The following is a 21,754-nucleotide window of genomic DNA, read 5'->3' as shown; positions in this document are numbered from 1 at the left end:
CCATGGAAGAAGACAAATTAGTTCGCATCAATAAATTTTTATCAGAATCAGGTTATTGCTCTCGTAGGGAGGCCGATCGCTTAATCGACCAAGGTCGTGTAACCATTAACGGAGTCATTCCAGAAATGGGAACAAAAATTGGCCCAAATGATGAAGTAAAAGTCAACGGACAACTAATTCAAGAAAAAAAAGAGAATAGAATTTATTTAGCATTCAATAAACCAACAGGCATTGAATGCACTACAAACCTTGAAGTTAGAGACAATGTAGTTTCCTTTATTAATTATCCTGAACGCATTTTTCCGATTGGAAGATTAGATAAAGCCAGTGAAGGCTTATTATTATTAACCAATGATGGAGATATTGTAAATAAAATCCTGAGAGCCAGAAACAATCACGAAAAAGAATACATTGTTACTGTAAACAAAACCATAACTGATCGCTTTATTGATAGAATGGCAAATGGAATTCCTATTCTTGATACAATTACTCGAAAATGTAAGGTAGATCAAGTGAGCAAAAACACTTTCCGAATTGTTTTAACACAAGGACTAAACCGTCAAATTCGTAGAATGTGCGAATACCTCGATTATGAAGTAGTAGCCTTAAAACGTACTCGAATCATGAATATTTCTCTTGATATTCCTGCAGGGAAATACCGTTTATTAACGGCAAATGAAATGGACGGATTGAATGAATTAATCTCGCAATCGAGCAAAACAGAAGAGGCAAGTTTACCAAGTAATAAAAGTAAATTTACAGGCAAAAGAAATTATAGAGACAGGAACAGATAATGACCCATGAAAAAATTTAGTCTTTTTATTCTAGCCTTTACCATAATAGGTTGTTCATCGACCACGACAACAATTCCTGAAAAACTAGACCCAATTCACATTGAAAATGCGAAAACATTTGCATTTTCTCAATTGGAGAGTTGTTCTACTGGAAATTATATCCCAATTACAACAAAAATTGCAACACCTGGTTTAGCTAGAAATTTAACGCTAGAAGAAATGAGACCCTTCTGTGCAAAAGTAAATAAAGACTATGGTAAACTACTCTCATTAAAAATCGAACAAACACGAATTTATAAAAAAACATTAATTTATAGGTTTAAAGCCACCTATTCCAAAATTGAGCATACTCCAGAAATTAGAGTATATTCCACATTAAAACATAAATATTCAGGGTTCATTATGAAACCAGAATATTTAGAAAAATATACTCCTTTCAAACCCGAAACAAAGATATAGGAATAACATTTTCTTTCATTTTTTTAAAGGAACTAGATTATTACTCTTGTCTTGCAATCTAACAACTTTTACCAAATATTTACCAGTAATTTTATTTCTACAGGATATTTCAAAACCAAAATTGAACATTAATCCAACACAACGTATCTTATACTTATTACAGCTGTAAAACCGCATTGCATCACTTAACAAAAGAAGAGTTAATTGAAAAATTATTAGCTAACTACCTTATCCAAATAAAAGTAAAATTATTGTAAGGAAAAAAAACAGGAAAAAGAAAAGATATTTTTTTTCTCATTTTTGGTAAAATACATAATAAATGTCTCCTTCAAATTTTATATTTGTTTGAGACCATTTTAATTTAGAACTTATTAAAAAATAGTTTTTAAATTAGTCGCTCAGTAAAAAAATAAAAAAGCAACGATGTCTCATCTTACAATTTACAGAGAAAAATTAAATTTAACCCAAGAACAATTAGCTGCAAAAGCCAATATTTCTGTTAGAACTATACAAAGAATTGAAGCAGGAACTATTCCAAAAGGGCACACGTTAGACGCGCTCTGCAAAGCCTTAGACATTAGTAAAGAAGAATTGCTTCAAAAAAACATTCAGGAAACTAAAAACAACGATCAACTCCTAAAATACATTAATCTTTCCTCATTACTACTGCTCTTTATTCCATTAGGAAGCATTATTGCTCCTCTAATACTTATGTATTGGAAAAAAGAAGTTAACAACACAACTAAACAAATTGTGTCTATCCAAATTGTTTGGACAATTGCTTTCCCAATTATTATATTAGCTATTGCTTTCATTGGAAGATGGCTTTCATTAAACAGGCAAGTACTTCCTCTAACAATGGTATTATTATTTATTATTAATGTTTATATTATTCTTCGAAATGCCATCGAAATCAACAAAAACAAAAAACTATTCATTGGACTGAATTTCAATTTATTATAAAAAATGTCAGCACATTGTCGTGCTATTGTCGGGTTCGTTTAATGCTTTTTGTTTGCAAAAAAACATACTATTGCAGTAACAAAAACAATTAAAGAAACCGTATTATGAAAACGTTATTTCATCTCTTTTTACTATTCACGTCTTCACTCCTTTTTACGCAAGTGAGTACTGATTCAAATTTATACAAAACTATTCTTTCACAAGACAGCTTGCTTTTCAACGTTGGTTTTAACACTTGCAATGTTGATCAATTTGAAAACATATTGAGTGATTCTTTTGAGTTCTTTCATGACAAAGACGGCATCAGTAATAAAAAAGAATTCTTGTTCAGCTTACGCAACGGATTATGCAAAAACCCAACTGAATATCAATCTAGAAGAGCCTTATTACCCGAAATCAGTAAGGTTTTTCCACTCTACAACAACAACAAACTATATGGTGCAATTCAAATTGGAGTGCATCAATTCTATGAGACAATGCCACCACGAAAAGAAGTTTTCGCTGGTTCTGCAAAATTCACTCACCTTTGGCAATTAGAAAATGAGGTTTGGAAGCTATATCGATCTTTAAGTTATGACCACAAAGAAAAATTAGCCAATGTTCCTCAATATTCATTATTTGATGATGATAAAGCTATTGAAAAATGGCTTTTAGAAAGCAGCGTACCAACATTAGGTTTAGGAATAATAGACGAAGGAAAGTTAAAACAAATTAAAGTCTTTGGAGAACTCAAAAAAGGAACCTCAGCACCCTACAACACACTATTCAATGTCGCTTCATTAACAAAACCCATCACAGCAATCGTTACACTAAAACTAATAAGCCTTGGAAAATGGGACTTAGATGAACCGCTCTACAACTATTGGATTGATCCTGATGTTTCAAAAAGTACAAATTTAAAAAAGCTCACTACAAGATATGTTTTAAGTCATCAAACTGGTTTTCCAAATTGGAGGTACATGAATGATTCAGGAAAACTAGATTTCAAATTCATACCTGGTACAAAATACCAATATTCGGGTGAAGGTTTTGAATATTTAAAAAAAGCTTTAGAAATTAAATTTAAAAAAACACTAGATCAACTCGCAAAAGAATTAATATTTGAACCTTTACAAATGAATGACACCGAATTTTATTGGAGTAAGAAAACTGATGAAAGTAGGTTTGCAATTGGATACAATACAGATGGTGTTGCTTATGAAACTTTTAAAAACAAAACAGTTAGTGCTGCCGATGATCTGCTAACCACAATTGAAGACTATGGCACTTTTTTAGTAAGTGTAATGAACAATGACTGGTTATCTAAAGCAGTATTTAACGAAATGATTACAAATCAAGTAGCAACCAAAAAAGATAAATACTTTGGCTTAGGTTTTGAAATTTACGATCTAGGAAACGGAGAGATTGCACTTTCTCATGGCGGATCGGACAAAGGGGTTCAAACAATTTTTTTTATTTTTCCAGAATCAAAAAAAGGAATTCTCATTTTTACTAATGTAGATGATGGTTATAAAGTCTATGAAAAGTTATTATTGCATTATTTTGAAGAAAACGGGAAAAAAATAATTGATATTGAAATGAAAAAAGAGTAAGACAGAGTCAAAAAATGCTTTATCGAATCTTAATATTTTTCATATTTAATTAAATAACAGCCAACTAGAAAACTGTAGTATCCCAAAAACCATAATAAAAAACTAAATCATCAAAATAGGCAACTTCTATATTTGCTTTTGTGCATATTACTAATTTTTTCTTTATTGTACCTAATGAAGTTTTCATACGTTTAATTTATGAATCAATTCTAAAAAAAAACAAAACTAGCTTATTTCTAAACTAGTTTTGTTTTTTTTTACTTATAATAAATCATTCTACGTCACTTCGAGTGCGAAGCGTATCGAGAAGTTTCTTTTTTACCTTACTAATTATCAATACCTTTTTGGTTCGTTTGGCTACACAAAAACACTCGAATTGACCACTTATAACAATTATAAAATATAATCGGTATTAATGAAATTACTTTTCTTACTATCTAATAACTCTTGTAGAATGGCATTGTTATAATCGTTATCTTTTGAAGCAACGAATGTTCTTATAGAGAACGAACGCAAGGCATCGTGAATACTCAATGTTCCTACTGCTGAATCTTTTCTTCCTGTGAATGGGAAAACGTCTGGTCCTCGTTGGCATGAGCTATTTAAGTTGACTCTACATACTAAATTGACTAAAACATCTATTAATGGTGCAACTGTATTGATGTCTTTTCCAAAAAGACTTACTTGTTGTCCATAATCAGATGCTGCCATGTCGTCTAGTGGTTCTTGAATGTCTTTAAAAGTCATAATAGGCACAACTGGGCCAAATTGCTCTTCATGATAGACTCTCATTTTTTTATTAATTGGAAACAAAACGGCTGGGAAAATATAATTCTCGCTTCTTTCGCCTCCTTTTTGATTGATAACCGAAGCTCCATTGGCTTTTGCATCATCTATTAATTCTTGAATATAATTGGGTTTGTCTGGTTCTGGTAAAGGCGTTAAGAATACATTATCTTCCCAAGGGTTTCCAAACTTCAAAGCATCTACTTTTGCTGTGAACTTTTTATTGAATTCGTCTGCAACAGATTCGTGAACATATATAATTTTCAATGCCGTACATCGTTGTCCGTTAAAAGACAATGAACCCGAAATACATTCTGAAACCGCTAAATCGATATTGGCATCGGGTAAAATAATCGCTGGATTTTTAGCTTCTAAACCTAATATTAATCGCAACTTGTTTTTATTAGGGTGTAAATCTTGCAAAGCAATTGCCGATTTACTGTTTCCAATTAAGGATAAAACAGTTACTAAGCCCGATTTCATAATTGGTGCTGCTACTTCTCTACCTCTACCATATAAAATATTAATAACTCCTTTTGGGAAAGAACTTTGAAAAGCTTTTAATAAGGGTGATAACAAAAGTACTCCAAATTTTGCAGGTTTAAACAAAACGGTATTTCCCATTATTAATGCTGGAATCAACAAAGAGAATGTTTCGTTTAGCGGATAATTATAAGGTCCTAAACACAATACAATACCTAACGGACTTCGCTTGATCATGGCATTGATTCCTTGCACTTTGGTGAAACGCGCTCCTTCATGGTTGAGTTCTTTATAATCTTTTATGGTGTCGTAAATATATTCTACGGTTCTGTCAAATTCTTTTTCACTGTCTGGAAGTGTTTTGCCAATTTCCCACATTAATAGTTTCACTACTTCACTTCTTGTTTCTTTCATTTTCGAAACAAAGTTTTCCATACATTTAATACGATCTTGTACTTTCATAGTAGGCCAATCTCCTTGACCATTTTTAAAAGCTTCATTAGAAGATGCTAAGGCTTCCAAAGCCTCTTTTTCGCCCATGCAAGGAATAGAGCCCAAAACAGTTGGTGCGTAGTTTGGTGTACTTGAAATTGTTGAAAAAACTTCTGTAGTTGCTCCATCCCAAATTTTTAATGCACCATCTAATAGGTATTCTTTTTGATGTAAGGGTTCGCTTATTTTTATATTTTCTGGAATTGTACTCATAATGATGTTGTTTTATTTAAGCTATTGACTTGTATAAAATTCTCATTTTTTAAGCGAATAAACAACTCATTTGATACGTTTTAAGGGTATAATAGTAAATAATCTGTTTTGGTTTTAATACCGTATTTTTTCAAACGTTTTCGTAGAGAATATGATTTTTTTTTGTTTTGAAAACGAATAAAAATAGAATAGTAAAAGATTATTATTGCCTTTTTTTAGAAGGAATTTTAGTAACAAAACTCAAAAAAACGGTAATCTTATGTATAATTTCAAAGTATTAATTTACTAATCTCTCATTTTGGTTTTTAGCAATTATCGTCTAAATGATAAAATTGCATTGAAAAAAAGGCAATAAAAGCCATAATTACATACCCAAGAACCTGAATGTTACCATTTGTATTATTCAATAATAAAAATGAAAAAATAGTAGCTATCATTATCAAAATCATCTGCCAAGAGATTCTTTTTTGCTTAATCATTTTAAAAACTGCCCATAAAAATTGAATGATTAAAATGAAAAAAAACAAAAACATTGAATAGAACAAATGCCATTTATCAGGTCTGCTTTTATAATTAGGCATCAACCAAATTTCAGAGGAATAATCCAATAAAATAATCCCTATCGTAAAAATTAAAATGATTTTAAATTTCATTAAAAAATGGTTATTACTAATTACGAATAACACTAATGTTCACCATATCCTACATCGTCCATTTTACCTTTAAAGACTTTATATTGAATTACAAAATAAACAATTACTAATACTATTGCAACAGCAAACCAATACACCCCAACGGAAAGTCCATAATCATCTGCTGCCACATTATAAAGTGTTAATGATGGGTTTACATTATTCGTAGAGCGCAATAAATTAGGAAACATTGAAGCCACAGTAGAAGCTAATCCTCCCACTAGAAACAAGGTTGAAAATAAAAATCCGTGTCCATCTTTTTTAAATGTTTTTACTTTGAATAAGCCCAGTAATCCGATGAACATGATTATAGGAAACACCCAAAGGAATGGATATTTAATAAAATTATGAAAAGGTTGTGGTTCTATACTATGCCAAACGAACAAAGACACAATCACTAATGCAAAAAGCACAAAGTTGAGTTTAAAAATAACCTCTTTTAATTTGGTATTTATGTCGGAATTGGTCTTAAATATAATCCAATTAGCTCCATGTATTGTTAGTGCTACAACACTTATAATTCCTAATAGTAAAGTAAACCAATCGATGATTCCTAAATGATTCGCCTGCGGACTAAACGTAGGATTCCATAAAGGTAAAAAGAAATAATGTGCCTCTACTGTAGAAACTCCGTTTTCAACCATTCCTAAATTAACTCCTCTCACCACATTTCCTAAAGCAACACCGAAAAACAAGGCTAATAATAAACTCGCTATACCAAAGGCTTTGTCCCAAATTGCTTCCCACATCGGGTGATGAATTTGCCCTCTTAGTTCTAGCCCTATTGCTCTAAAGATAAGCAACCATAAAATCATGATTAATGGCAAATAGAATCCGCTAAAAGAAGATGCATATAAGGTAGGAAATGCAAAAAACAACAAACCTCCTGTAGCAATAAGCCATACCTCGTTAGCATCCCAAAAAGGACCAATTGCATTCGTTATTGCTTTTTTATCTTTTTCTGTTTTACTGAAAAACAAGTGTACAATTCCTGCTCCAAAATCGTAACCATCTAATACTATATAGATGGCTAACATCATAATTAAAATAATGTACCAAAAAAATTCCATAGTTTAATGCGTTTGTGTTTGTGGTCCTTTACGAATAATTTTACCTACCAATAACAAGAACAATAGCCCTAACAAAAGATATAGTCCAATAAAACCAAGTAGCGTAAATAATGTGTTTCCTGAAGAAACAGTAGGTGAAGCACCTTCAGATGTGCGTAACAAATTATACACCAACCAAGGTTGTCTTCCTAACTCTGCCGTGTACCAACCTGTCGTATTAGCAATATAAGGAAAAGGAATCATAAAGACTAAAGCCCACAAAACCCATTGTGTAGTGTAGAGTTTTTTACGAATTAATTGAAATACTGCCAATGCCATTAATCCGATAAATATAGTCCCTAATCCGACCATAATATGATAGGCATAATACAAGCCTGAAATATTTGTTGGATGCACTTCTTCTGGATATTCTTCTAAACCTTTCACTTCTTGTTCCCAATTACCATAGGTTAGGAAACTTAGAATATTGGGCACCGCAATTTTATTGTCGAGTTTTTTATTTTTAACATCGGGTTGTCCGATTAAAACGATTTCGGCACCTCCTTCTTCGGTATGAAAAATACCTTCCATTGCTGCAAATGTAACTGGTTGATATTTGACTACGTTTTTAGCTAATAAGTCTCCTGTTGGCATTGCTACTATTAACGAAGCAATTAATCCAAAGATGACTCCTGTTTTAACAAATAGTTTTCCAAACGCAACATTCTTTTTATTTAGAATATAAAATGCTCCGATTCCTGCTACTACAAAAGAACTTGTCACTAAGGAAGCAGCCTGATTGTGCAAATAGGAAGGCCAAAGCCAAGGATTGGAGAACAAAGCGCTGAAATTGTTGAGTACAAATTTCCCATTGGCTAAAATTTCATAGCCTACTGGATTTTGCATCCAAGAATGTGTTGCTATAATTAGAAAACCACTTGCCCAAGAACCTAAAAAGACTAGAAAGCCTGTGAGAAAATGCATTTTTTGTCCAATTAATTTTTCTCCAAATAAAAAAAGTCCTAAAAAGGACGATTCTAAGAAAAAGGAAAACATGCCTTCCATAGCTAAAGTTTGCCCAACAATTCCTCCTGTTAATTCTGAGAATTTTGCCCAATTGGTTCCGAACTGAAATTCCATTGGAATTCCTGTAACGACTCCCATTGCAAAGTTGAGTGCAAAAATGCGCATCCAGAATTTGGCCGCATCATTATAGTGTTCTAATTGTGTTTTGATAAATTTCCACTTGAAATAGACTATCATTAAAGACAATCCCATGGTTAATTGCGGAAATAAGTAATGAAACGTGATCGTAAATGCAAATTGCATTCTATCGTAGAATAACATTTCTTCCATTGTAGTTGTATTTCTACAAATTTACGGAACAATAACCAAAATGTAGGCAACATTCGTTACCTATTTTCCAAAAAAAATCCATCATAATTTGATGGATTTATATCGCTATGAAATAGTTATTAGTCTTCTTTTTTAGCTTCTGCTTTTGCTTTTTTAGAACAACAAGATCCTTTTGCTTCTGTTCCGCAAGATTTTTTTTCTTCTTTAGAACATTCTGCTTTTTTCTCTGTTTTTGCTTTCTCTTTTTTAGTTGTCTTTTTCTCTTGAGCACTCACTCCTACAGAAAACAACAATGATAATGCTACGATTGATACAATTTTTTTCATAATAATTTTATATTAAAGTGTCTATTTTTTATTGCTTCTCAAATATACAGAAATTTATTTAGATTTTTTTACAAAAATATTAAATAGTAAACCGCCCATTAATCCTCCATATAAAGTGCTATTTATTGGTTTTGAAGTAATGGCACATGTTCCAGAAAGGCAACCTACAAAATGATAGTATAAATATCCTGCAATTAGTCCTACTATAATTCCAATTCCCGTGATGATATATCCTTTTTTTGTCATTATTTTTTATTATCAAAAGTGATACTCCAAATTCCTCTTACTTCATTTTCTCCGTAACCAAATGCCAAATCTTGTGGATATAATTTTAAGATTTTAGCACGCACTTCGGGTTTAATGTTTTCTAATTTTCCATGGCATTCCAAACACATTGTATTCGTTGAAATAGGATAATAAAATTGTATTTTCGCTCCTTTATCAACAACAACCGGTTTGGGTTCTATTTTAGCTGCTAAGTCTTTTTTAAATTGTTCAATATATACCAATTCTTCTGCATTTGCTTTGTTGTTTGGGTTTCTATTTTTGTCTGACACTCGTTTTATAATTGCATTATTTTGAACCGACATACTATCGGTTAAAGGTATTGCTTGACTATTACAAAAAACTAAAGCCTCTATTGTTCCTTTCTTTTGAATAGTTCCCATTAAGTTTTGACCTAATATTTTTTTTGTAGCAAGTGCATATTCTAATCCTATTTCATCAAACGTTTTTCGTTTCTCAACTATATCGATTTTTTTTCCTGGTTGTGTCCAATTATCGTTTCCGTGTCCTTGCCAATGTTCTTTGAACCAAGCTGGCTCTTCGATTTGGTAATCAAACATAAAATTAGCAATTTGAGCCACAGCCTTTTCAGGGAAAACCTGTTTAGGCATTACCCCAAATTTTTTAACCGCACCATGCATTTTAGCCGTCTCATTTGTTGGATTTTCTACAAAATTAGATATCGCATTTACAAAATCTTCTTTTGAATTATAATCCATTAAATATCTCGATTTTATAGCAATCATTGGTGGAGCAATCCGGCCTTCATTTTCTTTGGCACTTGGACTATGGCATAGATAACAATGCGTTTCCATTAAATCTTTTGCTTCCTGAGGATTATAGGCTTCGCTTAATGAAGTTATTTCTTCATATGGAACGTTATTCTTTTTTTGACAGCTTATAAAGAACAACAATGCAAACAGAGCTATACTATATTTATTCATAATAAATTGATTTAATAACTATTCAAACAAAGTTATAATTGTTTCAATGACTTATTAGTAACTCAAGTTACATTAAAATAAATTGTTTACGCTTTAAACTATCTAAAAAAAATTCAATAAGCTCACGATGGCAAAACAAGAAAAGTTTACTTTGATGCATTTATGTTTTGATACTTTGTGCTTTAAGAACAAACGAATACACTTTGGCTGATGGCAGACATTTTTTATTGGGCTCTACCTTTCATTATTTGTTGTTCGAATTTTTCACTATCCTTAAAAGCACATAAATTGCCGTCTGGATCATAAAACTTAGCAACAACACCCCATGAATGCTCTTGATAATCAGCTTTAATATTATTCAAAATCAAATTATCATATACTTTCCTTACATTGCTAACGTTCATTCTCAAACAAGTTCTTACTCTTTCTTCATAAACTTTATGTTCATCATATTCACTGTCTAATTCTAGCATTAAGTAGGAATCGCCAAATTCAAAACATGTTAAGCGATCCGTTTCAAACATTTTAGTAAGTCCAATTAGGTTTTCATAGAAATCCACACACTTTCTATATTCTATTGTGTATAATAGTATACCTGTTCTATCAAATTTCATTCTGTCAAATTTTGTATGCAATTTTCTCTTATCTTCCAAATCTCATGAAATTCATATTTTGAATTTGTTGCTATCAACCAGTGCTTCACATAATCTATATGATAATTTACTTTAAAAGTTGAAACTTGTTCAGGTTGAATTTCTTTTTCTTGCAGTATATCTTTTTCAATTTTTTGAAATTCTGATTTTCTTGTTGTAAAATCGGTTCTTATTCCATTAATTTTTAAATAACAATGTGCCTCTGGAATAAAATCAATTGAGTTTTCCATAAGTTCTAAACCGATTTTTGGTGTGTTTAAGTGATTCATTCTATAAATACCAATTACTAACACAATGTTTGGCACTTCATTTAAATCTGCAATGGTTTTCAAAAGAGCATGTTTTGAACTGCATGTTCCCTTCATTTCAGAGAATACTAATCTAAAATCAGACCGATTCTTATTCCTTCCGTAAGGCAAGTTTTTAATGAATTGGGTCAATTGATTCCATGTTTCAATTCCCATACATTTTGCTAATTCTGTTAATTCGTCTTTTGAATTTAATTTATAATCTTTTTTCATAATTCTAGAATTAAACCTTGAAAACAACCTCAATTCGGCTAAAAACCCTTATTTTGTTATTTGAACTAATCGAAGGGTTCAACCACGGTTTACTTGACACTTAGTATAGGTGTTTTGTGTCCAATGATTATAATTCATTAACTTAGTGTAATGCTCGCAACGAGACAGTAGCTTGCTCATTTATCATTTTAATAAGTCTTGTAATTTTGCGTAATCTCCATTTTGACCTAGTTGTTCCGTATTCTGTGTTGATCCTATTGTTGAATGCAAATAACATTCAAAACATACTTTGGAAATCCCAATGATTTTATGTTGCTTTTTAAAAATTAAAATATCACGATAGTAAGGTTCACAAGCAGCTAATGCATAATCTCCATGATATTTCTCACTATAGATGTTGGATAAAATTGCGAATTTAGACTTGTTTATTATCTTTTTTTGAGGATATAAGTTTTCAATATCATTTATTAGAATTTTATCGTTTAGAGATTTTTCAGGTAAATAATCATTAAGTAAACTGAGCAACTTTTTTTCATCTATGGTTTGCTTCTCATCCTTTCTCACAATATTTAACCATTCTTCTATTGTAATGCATTTGTGATAGTGTATTACCTCATCAAAAACAAAAAAAGGTAATCCTTTAGAATTATTTTTTGAGTTGTCATTTTGATTTTGTTTAATATCCGTTTTCGAATTGGATTCTGATTTCCCACAGCTTAGAAAAAATATTGTGATAAAGAAAAAGAAAAATTTTGTCATAAGTCATAAAAATTGCTTTAGATTTGGCATCTGAGGAGTACTTACAACTTACATCAGCTTCTCAAAAAAACCTCCGTTTAGATTAATTTGTATTCAAATCTAAAGTAAAAATAGTCGATTTATATTAAGAAAATCAAATATATCTTTTTTATTTTTTGGTATTCAGTGAACCAAACAGCGCTAGGAATGATGATGAATACCTATAAAGAATAAATGAATAATCCTTAATCTTCATTGGGAATAATACGCTACAAACTCTCTAATTAATGAATAAATGTCTCTAAACTCATAATATCTGGGACTTACACTACTAATATTTTCAAAGTGTTGTTTTCTAAACAACATTTTTGTCCTTGTTAAATGGTAATATTGAGAAACAACAATTAAGCTTTTATAATTTAGGCTGTCTTTTAATTTAAGAGTATTATTTACGGTTGCAAGAGTATTACTCCCTAAATTGTCGACAATTATTATACTATCAGGGACATTGTTTTTTATTAAAAAATCTTTCATTTTATCACCCTCATAATATCCTTCTTTTCCAAGACCACCACTGACTATTATTTTCTTTACTCGCCCTTTATGATAAAGGTCAAGTCCACATTCCATTCGCTTTTGAAGCCTTTCCGAAAGTGATCCATCCTCATTTACTTTATTACCTAAAATTACTGCAATGTCTGCTTTCATGTTTTTATCTGCTAAACCGTCAACAATGGTAAAAATCAAATGCCCACAAAACCATAAAAACAGAATTGTAATAAATAGCTTTAAAATTGGTTTACAATTTTTCATAGAAAGTTAACTAACCACCGTTTTTGTTTATTACTAGATTATCAAACATATAAGTACTTGAATTTCAAAAATATTTCATTTAGCAATTCATATTTTAGATGTGCTTAAGCAAATTTTTAAATTGTGCAACAGTCAATGCTATTATAGAGCGTTTTTTATCAGTCGATTACCGCACTTTCAATTATACTAAATGCTTTTTGCGCACAATCAATTTCGGCAGTTACTCCATATGGAATCGTAAAAATTGGACTTGTATGTCCGAAATCCATTTCTGTTACTATCGGTAAGTCTGTCAATTGCAACTCATCTCTGATTATTTGCAATAAAATTTTATTGTACTCTTCTGTGTACTTATTGTCGTATGGTCTGCCTAAAATAACCGCTTTTATTTTATGAAAAACACCTTGAGCCGCATAATTCCAAATTATCCATTTGAAATTCATTGGAGGCATGATAGCCTCAGAAGTCTCTAAAAACAAAATGCTATTATCCCAATCGTTTGGATCAAACCAATATTCAGTTGACTTTAAAAATTCTAATACCTGAAGACACCCTCCAATAAGTTTCCCTTGAACTTTGGCTGTACCTTGCAAAAAATTCCACCCATTACTTTTGGTTAATTTTCGTTTTTGATTTGCTAAAGACTTGTCTGACCATTCAAGTCTTTCACTTGTCCAGCCATTTATATTTGGCAGTATTTGTCCGATTGGTTTTGAAGAAAAAAGAGTTCTTTTTATATCGTCTATTTGATATTGGAACATTCCTCCATTTTCTGCAAAACCAACCAATATCGATGTCCCGTAAAACGAAGTCAACCCAGCCTTATAACAAGTAAGATGTGTAATCGTACTATCCGAAAATCCTAAAAATATTTTTGGATTTTTAGTTATAATTGAAAGATCTATATATGGTAAGATTCTAACACTGTCTTCCCCACCAATATTTGAAAAAATTGCTTTAATCGAATTATCGGAAAAGGCCTCCATTAAATCGTCTGCTCTTGCTTGTGGATTTTTATTTAACCAGTCAGCAGATTTCAAAGCATTTTTTGTTTCTATAACCTTTACGCCAAAATTGTCTTCAAGTTGTCGTTTCCCCGTTTGATAGCGATGAGGAATTTCTCCAGCACCTCCCCAAGACAAAGAAATAGTGGCTACTTTGTCCCCAGGTTTTAATACTTTCGGTTTAATAAGTGTCTTCATAAAATATCCTATAATATAAGCTTCTCTAAAAAAACGCTGTTTGTGTTATTTCAGTTTTAATTTTAAAGTAAAAATAGTCGATTTATATTAAGAAAATCAAATATATCTCCTTTTTTAGCATTCTATAAAGCTAACAAGCCATGGAATAATGATGAATACCTATATTTTGTTGTGTGCTGCTTTTTATCTAATTCTATTCGAATTTTCGTCAATATCTCTTTCTTGATAATTTGAATCTTTAATCTTTCCAAATTTATAACGGATTGAAAATGAAATTTCTCGGGTATCAGTATTATATATTCCTTTAGAAGTGATATCGTTTATTGTAAAATCTTCATTAAAATTCATATTTCTGAAGATATCATTAAAACTAAATGTGCAATCAAAATTTTTAAGCAGCGTTTTAGATAATGCAAAGTTCATAATGAACAATGAATTCCTTTTAAAAACACCTTCTTTCCTTTCTGTAAAACCCCAACCTGTGATAGAAAAATGAAATTCTTTAGGTAATTCAAAAATATGATTTGAATAGTAGTATAAATAGGGTTTTGATTCATTAAAAACAGCTGATTTATCTTCAATTTTATTATAAATTAAATTAAAACTGTTTTCAGAACTCCAAGATCTTTTTTTAAAAGGAAGCATAAACTCTAAATTCAAACCTGATTCTTTGGCATAGTTAATTGAATTAAATGTAATTAAATTGACTGAAGAATCATATGAAAACGAAAAGTTTACAGGATCTTTACTTTGATAAAAAATTAGCTTTAAAGATTTGTTTTTATATTGAAATGTTCCCGAAATTTCATCTGTAATTGTTGGGTTTAAATTAATATTTCTAGAATAAACCAGATAGGGGTTTGTGTAAATTGATATTTGGCTTGTAGATGAATAATTAGGTCTTAGAATGCTTTTAGCATAATTAAAGCTTATTGTTTTTGTACTATCAACAGGAATGTCGAACTGTATTTTTGGAAAAAAATTAATATAATTCTTATCAATTAAAAATGAGCGGTTGTTTCTATATTTTCCTTCTATGTTTGTGTTTTCTGTTCGTAACCCAATCGAATAACTTATCTTTTTAATTTTTCCAGAAAACTGAGTATAACCCGCAATATTTTTTTCTTTAAAATTATAATTTGAATTTTCATTATTATTTGAAATGAAATCTAAAAGTTCAAAATTTGTGCTAGCTTCCGCAGATAAATATAACGCTCCTATTTCCCATTTCATTTCATTTTTAAATGATTTTTCTAAATCTGTTCTTCCTGAATATACATTAACATTAAATTTTTGATTTCTATTTTGTGTTATGTCAAATTGAGTATTGTTATAATTGTTTTGAATTATACTATTTGAGTTTTGATTAAAATTGGAGAATTGAATGCCTGTAAATAAGTCTATATCTAAGCATTTTATTTTTTTGTTGTAGTTAACAAATGAGTTTAAAAAATTTCTTTTTTCATCATTATTATTTACTGTTTCAATTTCATTTTGAATATTGTTTTGATTGTGGAAAGTTGTAGTTGTGTTTTTATCGTTATCTTTTTGAATTCTTCCACTCAAATTAAATGAAAAATAATCGTTCTCATTAATTTGATGATATAGTCCACTGCCCAGAATAAATTGACGTCTTTTTGAATAGGATTCGGCAATAAAATTTGACGCTATATTGTCATTTTCAATTTCCAGAGTATTCGCTGCTCCTTCCCAAGGATTCAGTTGATTGTAGTTAAAATTAGCTTTTACTTCTGTTTTATTCTTCTTAAAACTTGAATTCATGCCTAAGTAATTATTAAACTTCTTTTTAAATGAAGCAACTTCAGAAATAGTAGTTTCAAATCGATCTTTTTTACTAAACTTTCTAGTAATTAAAATTACGCCCCTACCTTCGGCTTCATATTTAGATGAAGGATTTTTTATAATTTCTATTATCTTAATATCATCAACCGATAACGTATTTAAATCATTCATTCCTACTCTTTGATTATCTATATAAATTAAAGGATTACCTCTTCCAACTATTGAAATACTTTCCTTGTCGCCACTTATTTGAATACTTGGAAGTTGTGAAAGTAAATCTATTGGATTTGGAATTGCTTTAAAAATAGAATTAGCAATATCCACTTTAATATTTCCGTTTGAATTGGTAAAAGTCTTTTTATTCCCTTCTACTACAATTCCGTTTAGTTCGGTAAAATTGATTTTTGTCAATTCTATTTTTAAAATTTGGTTTTTATTCAAAAAAATTTTCTGTTCAAATTCTTCAAATTCTTCACAAATAATAAGAAGCGTATAATTTCCCTCATTTAATGAATCGAAAATTAATTGCTTATCTACAATAGATTTTGTTTTAATAATTTGATTTGTTTCTGAATTATATAGATATGCATTGCCTTCTTTTATAATTTCATTTTTTGAAGCTGAAAGTTCAATTTCTAATGTAAAATTATTTTGCGAAAATCCAATTACATGGAATAGCAATACGACTAAAGAGAATTTCTTTTTAAACATTTTTCTAATAGATTTTTTAAATTAATATTTCTGCAAATAAAAAAGAAGCACTCGTGAAAATGCTTCTTTTGTAGTATGATTTAAGTACTAGTACTAGTACTATTTTTGAAATTTATTAATTAATTCTTTTCTATTAGAGACATTTAGTTTGTTGTATATATTGGTAATATGTGTTTTAACAGTGTTTAAACTAATAAAGAGTTCTTCCGCAATTTCTTTATTACTTTTACCATTTAGTATATATTCTTTTATTTTTATTTCTTGATTACTAAGTTCTTCAACAATAGTCATTTTTTTTTGTGACTTCATTGAGTAAATAATATAACTAAGAACTACTATTATTATTCCAAAGATGACATTTAGAATTATGCTTAAAGTTTGTTTCTTCTTCATAGTGACCAAATAATAACCATTCAATTCTCTCTCTAGAAAAAAATATTCAAGATTATTTATTTCACTAGATTTCAATTCATCTAATAATCGGATATAATAATCAGAATTTAATGTAATATCCTTTTGAAGTAATTTTTTTTCATTCAATTCTTTTATACTTAAAAGTTTTATTGCTAAAGTTTTTAAAGAATCTTTCGAATAAGTTCTAATTTTTTCTAAATAGTCTTCTGTCGTTATAGCCTTTATTTGTTTTTTAAACTTTTTAAACTTTTGTTCTTCTTCATCTATAATTTTATACTCTTTAGCATAAATTTCTGAAGGAGACAGTTTTTTTGTTGGTGTGTTTTTAATATTATTTTGTCCAGATAGTTTAAAGGTAATAATCAATAACAGGAAAATATATTTTTTCATTTTTTATCTAAAATTTTTGAAATTGAAAAATCCATAATAAAGTCAACATTATCCAACATTTATTCACAAATGTATTAAATAAGACAATTAACAAAGTGAAGTATCTCACACCTTACTAAAAATCATTAATACTTGTTCTTTGCTTCTATACAATAGGTATATTTTCTACTAAAATTTCATTACCTGCCTTATCATAGTAAGTACAAGTCATTTTCTCAAGATTCACATTCCATTTTTCGATTCCTGTTTCGGCACAATGATTGCAAAATGTAAAATAATCAGTTGCTCCTTCGGGGCTGTCCGAAAAGGACAGCTTTTTTTATGTAGCTATTTTTAAGCTATTTTGTTTTGAAGAAAAAATAATAGCAAAATAACTTTGAGTTACTTTAACAAGGCAAATTTTAGTTTTAAAATAGGCTAGATAAGTGTGAATTTTGGTTTTGAAAACAAATTTTGGCAAGTCTGTCTTGAATGCATTCATTTTTCTAAAGTTGTGTCCAAGTGCCATTAGTAAAAACTCTAATGTTACTTTTTTTAAACCCTTCATTGTGAATCGATTGAATTTATTATTGCTTTTAAGTTGACCAAAAACCGCTTCTACCTCTATTGGACGTTTACTTCGATGTTCTAGTCCTTTTTCACTCATTAGTAGCTTTCTTGCTTTTTCTTTTAATTCATTTAATCGATGATTGACTGATAAAATTCTATTACCTTTTGCTTGATGACATTGACTTCGTAAAGGACATCCTTGGCATCTTTTGGCTTGATAATATGTAATTTGTGATTCATATCCAGTACTGGTTTCACGTTTTCCTACTCCTGTTTTTTGCATAATTTGCCCCATTGGACAAACATAAAAATCGTGTTCTTCGTTGTAGAATAAGTTTTGAACAAGAAAAGGATTGTTTTTTATCTTTCTTTTTTGTTCTTGATGAAAATAGTTATATTTCACATAAGCATCAGCTTGTTTTTCTTCCAGCATTTCATAGTTTTCTTCACTTCCATAACCTGCATCAGTAACGATTTCTTTGCTCTGTTTTTGATAGGCTTTTTCAAAACCTTCAAGATGAGAACTTAAGGTTGTAGTGTCATTTGTTGTTTGATGAACAGATACATGTGTAATGAATTGATTTTCTGTAGATATTTGCGGATTGTAAGCGGGTTTTAATTGACCGTTTTTCATATGATCTTCTTTCATTCTCATAAAGGTAGCTTCGGGATCCGTTTTACTATAAGAGTTCCTATTTTCCATTGTAGCTAAGTCTTTTTCATATTTTTCAAGCTTTGGAAGATGCTCCTCTTGAAGTTTTTGTAACTCTTTTTCCTGCTTTTTGGTAGGCATTTTGAGCTTTTTATTAAGAATCGAAAGCTTTTTTTTAAACTTTCTGAATCAATCGATTTTGGTAATTCTTCTATATTTAGTTCTTGATTATCAGATTGAATACTGTTTTCAATAGTCGATAAAATATGACTAATTTTAATTTCTAGTTTTTCTTTATATTTCTCAATGGAGCCTCTCCATACAAAAGTATATTTATTAGCTTTAGATTCTATCTTTGTACCATCAATATACTGAACATCTAGGCTTACATATTTCATTTCAACCAACATTTTTACCACTTCTGCAAAAAGAGTTTGAATGTGATTTTTTAGAACTTTACCCCTAAAATCGTTTATCGTTCTAAAATCGGGAGTTGAATTACCCGAAATATACATAAAATGAATGTTTTCCTGAAGTGCTTTTGCAATTTTTCTGCAAGAATATACATTAGATAAATAACTATAAAACAATACTTTAACCATCATTCTTGGATGATAAGCAGAAGTACCTCCACCTTTATAGTGCTTTAAAATTTCACTTATATCTAACTGATTAACAACTTGTTCCACTAAGCGAACTGGATGGTTTTGCGGTATTCTATCGAAAATATTGATAGGAAATAACTCTGGAGAATTGCCTGTTTGATTTTTAAAAACTATCTTAGCCATTGTGTATTTTTGTCTCAACTCTAAGATACTAATTTTAGAGAAAAAATACAAATAAAAAAGGCTGTCCTTACTTTTTGGACAGCCTCAAGTAGGAGAGAACAAGCAATTACTTATAGCCATTGTTGGCAGAAGTTTTTTATTATTCAAAGTATTCAATTTCGTAAAACGTTTCATACTCTTTATTTGTTACATTATCAGTAGAGTGTTCGTAGATTATATTGTCTAAATTGTCAAATTCATAATTATAAGTGTGAATTTCTTTATGGTCTTTCAAATGGTTAGTAAATATCCAATTTGTTTTAATTCCTTTATCATCATATTTATAAAAATCTGTACAGCAATATTCGTTATCTCTATATGTCATACTACTAGCTATTTTATCATTCTCATCATATTTATTTAATATAGTATGATAGCCATAATTATGTTTTAATAATTTATATGTTTTAGAATATATATAAATTTCTTCTGTAACTTTTTTTGTATTGTCAGTTTTAGTAATTATAATTTTATTTCCAATATATGATATGTCTTTAGTGTAAGTTTTGTTTGGGTTTTTATTGATTATTTTACTCGGGCTTCCATCTGAATTATATTCAATTGATATATCCAAGTTAAATTCGTAATCTTTATTTTTTTTTAAGTGGTTTTCTCTAATGTTTATAATTTTATTTTTATTATTATAATAGATGCTTTTAACTCGAATAGTATCGCCATCCATTATCTTTAATTCTTTTGTTAAGTTATTATTTGAATCATAATAATATTTCAAAGTCCCTGCATAGGTATATTCAGACTCAACTTTATATCCTTTTTCATTATATCTATTCGATTCATCAAATCTTTTATACGAGTCATTTTGTCCTTTGTGATAACTTGTAACTTGCTTTACATTTCCTTTATAATCACTTTTATAAAAATTTGAAAAATCTTTGCTATTTGGTATAAAATTAAGATCGCTATCAATTATAGCATTCTTAAAATCTAGATTAGTAACAGAGTCAACTTTTTGTTTTTTAATATCGTATTCGGATAAATCAATGTATAAAGAATTTTGAATTTCTAATTTAGTTGATTCTGTTTTTTTTTCTTGTCCGCAATTGCAAAAGCAGTTTAATATCAAGTAAAATAATATTATTCGTTTCATTTTTTTTAAAAATTTATGCCAACGGCAGTTTGTCTTAAAACCTCCGTTTATTTTACTTTGTATTATAAATTGAAGTAAAAATAGCGGTTTTAAGCTACACTAAAAAACTTTTTTAAATGCATTTTTATCAAACATCGGCAATAGCTAAAATCAAATCCCTTTAAAAATTAATTTTATGGGTAAGGGAATTTATACTCAAAAGTGATGGAAAAACACGGAAAAACCAACTTAATTTTACTCCAAAAAAAAGAGGCTCACATGCCTCTTGAAATTCCTTCTAAAAACATAACGAAAACCCCATAGTGGTGGAATATAATAGGTTCCGTTCAACCACGGTTTCATTGTTCGTGCTTCGCACGCAAGGAAACCTTAGCTGTTGTACACAGTGATTTTAGTGTCTAATCAAAGTTTCTTCAATTCCCTCATCATATTTCATAAGAAATTTATCAATCTTAGTTTCATCGATTTTACAATCTATTAAAACCTTATCTGATATTAGTTTTTTTACTAATAAATTTTTGTTGAATATATAAGATTTTGAGGTAAAAGATTTGTCTTGCTCTACAAAAACAACTTTTGTATATAATCCTCCATTTTGACCAACTCCAGTCCTTATATACTTTAAAATTATAGTTTGACTGCCATCATCAGTTGTGAATTCAACATTGTTTGAGCTACTATCATAATTCAAGCATTCAACTTCGTCAACTATCACTTTGCCTTTTTTAAATTTAATTTTTTGAGCATTAATTGTTCCAAATGCACAAATAAAGATTAATGTAAATAATACTTTTTTCATTTTAAATTTCATTTTTTAATTTGTATTGGTTTTCATTGTGTACAACTTGTTTATATGTCTGACTTCGTCAGACATATACAACAACCATTTGTTAGATAGGTCTGAAAACAGTCAGACTTTTTTCTTGCCCAAAAATAATA

General features: G+C 29.6%; 22 protein-coding genes and 1 pseudogene. 4 read left to right on the top strand and 19 right to left on the bottom strand.

Features of this window, described 5'->3' with window-relative positions:
* The first annotated feature begins 2 nt into the window (after positions 1 to 2).
* The 4 genes from rluF (at position 3) to ACZ49Z_RS11585 (ending at position 3,808) form a co-directional block, all read left to right on the top strand.
* Entirely contained in the window at positions 3 to 794 is a 792-nt protein-coding gene (rluF, locus tag ACZ49Z_RS11600) for a 23S rRNA pseudouridine(2604) synthase RluF (RefSeq protein ID WP_464304479.1), read from the top strand.
* A gap of 6 nt (positions 795 to 800) precedes the next feature.
* Positions 801 to 1,253 carry a hypothetical protein gene (locus tag ACZ49Z_RS11595; protein WP_464304478.1) on the top strand — a complete coding sequence of 151 codons (453 nt, stop codon included), beginning with the start codon at positions 801 to 803 and terminating at the stop codon, positions 1,251 to 1,253.
* A gap of 423 nt (positions 1,254 to 1,676) precedes the next feature.
* Positions 1,677 to 2,216 carry a helix-turn-helix domain-containing protein gene (locus tag ACZ49Z_RS11590; protein WP_464304477.1) on the top strand — a complete coding sequence of 180 codons (540 nt, stop codon included), beginning with the start codon at positions 1,677 to 1,679 and terminating at the stop codon, positions 2,214 to 2,216.
* 104 nt (positions 2,217 to 2,320) lie between these two features.
* Positions 2,321 to 3,808: a serine hydrolase gene (locus tag ACZ49Z_RS11585; RefSeq protein WP_464304476.1), complete on the top strand. Its 1,488-nt coding sequence runs from the start codon at positions 2,321 to 2,323 to the stop codon at positions 3,806 to 3,808.
* Positions 3,809 to 3,872: 64 nt separating this feature from the next.
* Here ACZ49Z_RS11585 and ACZ49Z_RS11580 read toward each other — a convergent pair whose 3' ends face one another.
* The 19 genes and pseudogenes from ACZ49Z_RS11580 to ACZ49Z_RS11490 form a co-directional block, all read right to left on the bottom strand.
* Entirely contained in the window at positions 3,873 to 3,995 is a 123-nt protein-coding gene (locus ACZ49Z_RS11580) for a hypothetical protein (protein WP_464304475.1), read from the bottom strand.
* 206 nt (positions 3,996 to 4,201) lie between these two features.
* Positions 4,202 to 5,782 (bottom strand): NADP-dependent glyceraldehyde-3-phosphate dehydrogenase, encoded by a 1,581-nt coding sequence (locus ACZ49Z_RS11575; RefSeq protein WP_464304474.1) that lies wholly within the window; start codon positions 5,780 to 5,782, stop codon positions 4,202 to 4,204.
* Between the two features lie 305 nt (positions 5,783 to 6,087).
* A complete protein-coding gene (locus ACZ49Z_RS11570) occupies positions 6,088 to 6,435 on the bottom strand; it encodes a hypothetical protein (RefSeq protein ID WP_464304473.1) in 348 nt (115 codons plus the stop codon).
* A gap of 32 nt (positions 6,436 to 6,467) precedes the next feature.
* On the bottom strand, positions 6,468 to 7,544 hold the full coding sequence (gene cydB, locus ACZ49Z_RS11565; RefSeq protein ID WP_464304472.1) for a cytochrome d ubiquinol oxidase subunit II: 1,077 nt from the start codon (positions 7,542 to 7,544) through the stop codon (positions 6,468 to 6,470).
* A gap of 3 nt (positions 7,545 to 7,547) precedes the next feature.
* The gene (locus tag ACZ49Z_RS11560; RefSeq protein WP_464304471.1) at positions 7,548 to 8,879 is read right to left on the bottom strand and encodes a cytochrome ubiquinol oxidase subunit I; all 1,332 of its coding nucleotides are present in this window, start codon (positions 8,877 to 8,879) and stop codon (positions 7,548 to 7,550) included.
* A gap of 119 nt (positions 8,880 to 8,998) precedes the next feature.
* Positions 8,999 to 9,205, bottom strand: coding sequence for a hypothetical protein (locus ACZ49Z_RS11555; RefSeq protein WP_464304470.1), 207 nt, complete (start codon positions 9,203 to 9,205; stop codon positions 8,999 to 9,001).
* Between the two features lie 54 nt (positions 9,206 to 9,259).
* The gene (locus tag ACZ49Z_RS11550; RefSeq protein ID WP_464304469.1) at positions 9,260 to 9,451 is read right to left on the bottom strand and encodes a DUF6132 family protein; all 192 of its coding nucleotides are present in this window, start codon (positions 9,449 to 9,451) and stop codon (positions 9,260 to 9,262) included.
* Positions 9,451 to 10,434, bottom strand: a complete 984-nt coding sequence (locus ACZ49Z_RS11545) for a c-type heme family protein (RefSeq protein WP_464304468.1) — start codon at positions 10,432 to 10,434, stop codon at positions 9,451 to 9,453. The genes ACZ49Z_RS11550 and ACZ49Z_RS11545 overlap by 1 nt, the downstream gene beginning before the upstream one ends.
* Positions 10,435 to 10,658: 224 nt before the next feature.
* The gene (locus ACZ49Z_RS11540; RefSeq protein WP_464304467.1) at positions 10,659 to 11,048 is read right to left on the bottom strand and encodes a VOC family protein; all 390 of its coding nucleotides are present in this window, start codon (positions 11,046 to 11,048) and stop codon (positions 10,659 to 10,661) included.
* The gene (locus ACZ49Z_RS11535; protein ID WP_464304466.1) at positions 11,045 to 11,608 is read right to left on the bottom strand and encodes a hypothetical protein; all 564 of its coding nucleotides are present in this window, start codon (positions 11,606 to 11,608) and stop codon (positions 11,045 to 11,047) included. The genes ACZ49Z_RS11540 and ACZ49Z_RS11535 overlap by 4 nt, the downstream gene beginning before the upstream one ends.
* Before the next feature lie 183 nt (positions 11,609 to 11,791).
* Positions 11,792 to 12,367, bottom strand: a complete 576-nt coding sequence (locus ACZ49Z_RS11530; protein WP_464304465.1) for a hypothetical protein — start codon at positions 12,365 to 12,367, stop codon at positions 11,792 to 11,794.
* A gap of 231 nt (positions 12,368 to 12,598) precedes the next feature.
* Complete coding sequence (locus tag ACZ49Z_RS11525) at positions 12,599 to 13,054, bottom strand: YdcF family protein (protein ID WP_464304464.1); 456 nt, start codon at positions 13,052 to 13,054, stop codon at positions 12,599 to 12,601.
* Between the two features lie 263 nt (positions 13,055 to 13,317).
* A complete protein-coding gene (locus tag ACZ49Z_RS11520; RefSeq protein ID WP_464304463.1) occupies positions 13,318 to 14,361 on the bottom strand; it encodes a S66 family peptidase in 1,044 nt (347 codons plus the stop codon).
* A gap of 183 nt (positions 14,362 to 14,544) precedes the next feature.
* A complete protein-coding gene (locus ACZ49Z_RS11515) occupies positions 14,545 to 16,875 on the bottom strand; it encodes an outer membrane beta-barrel protein (RefSeq protein ID WP_464304462.1) in 2,331 nt (776 codons plus the stop codon).
* A gap of 99 nt (positions 16,876 to 16,974) precedes the next feature.
* Complete coding sequence (locus ACZ49Z_RS11510) at positions 16,975 to 17,679, bottom strand: response regulator transcription factor (protein ID WP_464304461.1); 705 nt, start codon at positions 17,677 to 17,679, stop codon at positions 16,975 to 16,977.
* Positions 17,680 to 17,824: 145 nt separating this feature from the next.
* Positions 17,825 to 17,992 carry a DUF1398 family protein gene (locus ACZ49Z_RS11505; protein ID WP_464308067.1) on the bottom strand — a complete coding sequence of 56 codons (168 nt, stop codon included), beginning with the start codon at positions 17,990 to 17,992 and terminating at the stop codon, positions 17,825 to 17,827.
* 6 nt (positions 17,993 to 17,998) lie between these two features.
* Positions 17,999 to 19,668 (bottom strand): annotated as a pseudogene (locus ACZ49Z_RS11500) (IS1182 family transposase).
* Between the two features lie 139 nt (positions 19,669 to 19,807).
* A complete protein-coding gene (locus ACZ49Z_RS11495; RefSeq protein WP_464304460.1) occupies positions 19,808 to 20,815 on the bottom strand; it encodes a hypothetical protein in 1,008 nt (335 codons plus the stop codon).
* Positions 20,816 to 21,206: 391 nt separating this feature from the next.
* Positions 21,207 to 21,614, bottom strand: a complete 408-nt coding sequence (locus tag ACZ49Z_RS11490; protein ID WP_464304459.1) for a hypothetical protein — start codon at positions 21,612 to 21,614, stop codon at positions 21,207 to 21,209.
* Positions 21,615 to 21,754 lie beyond the last annotated feature (140 nt).

It is taken from the genome of Flavobacterium sp. KY-23415, assembly GCF_055384985.1.
Note: the sequence above shows the minus strand (reverse complement) of the source record. Positions and strands in the feature narration are given on the sequence as shown.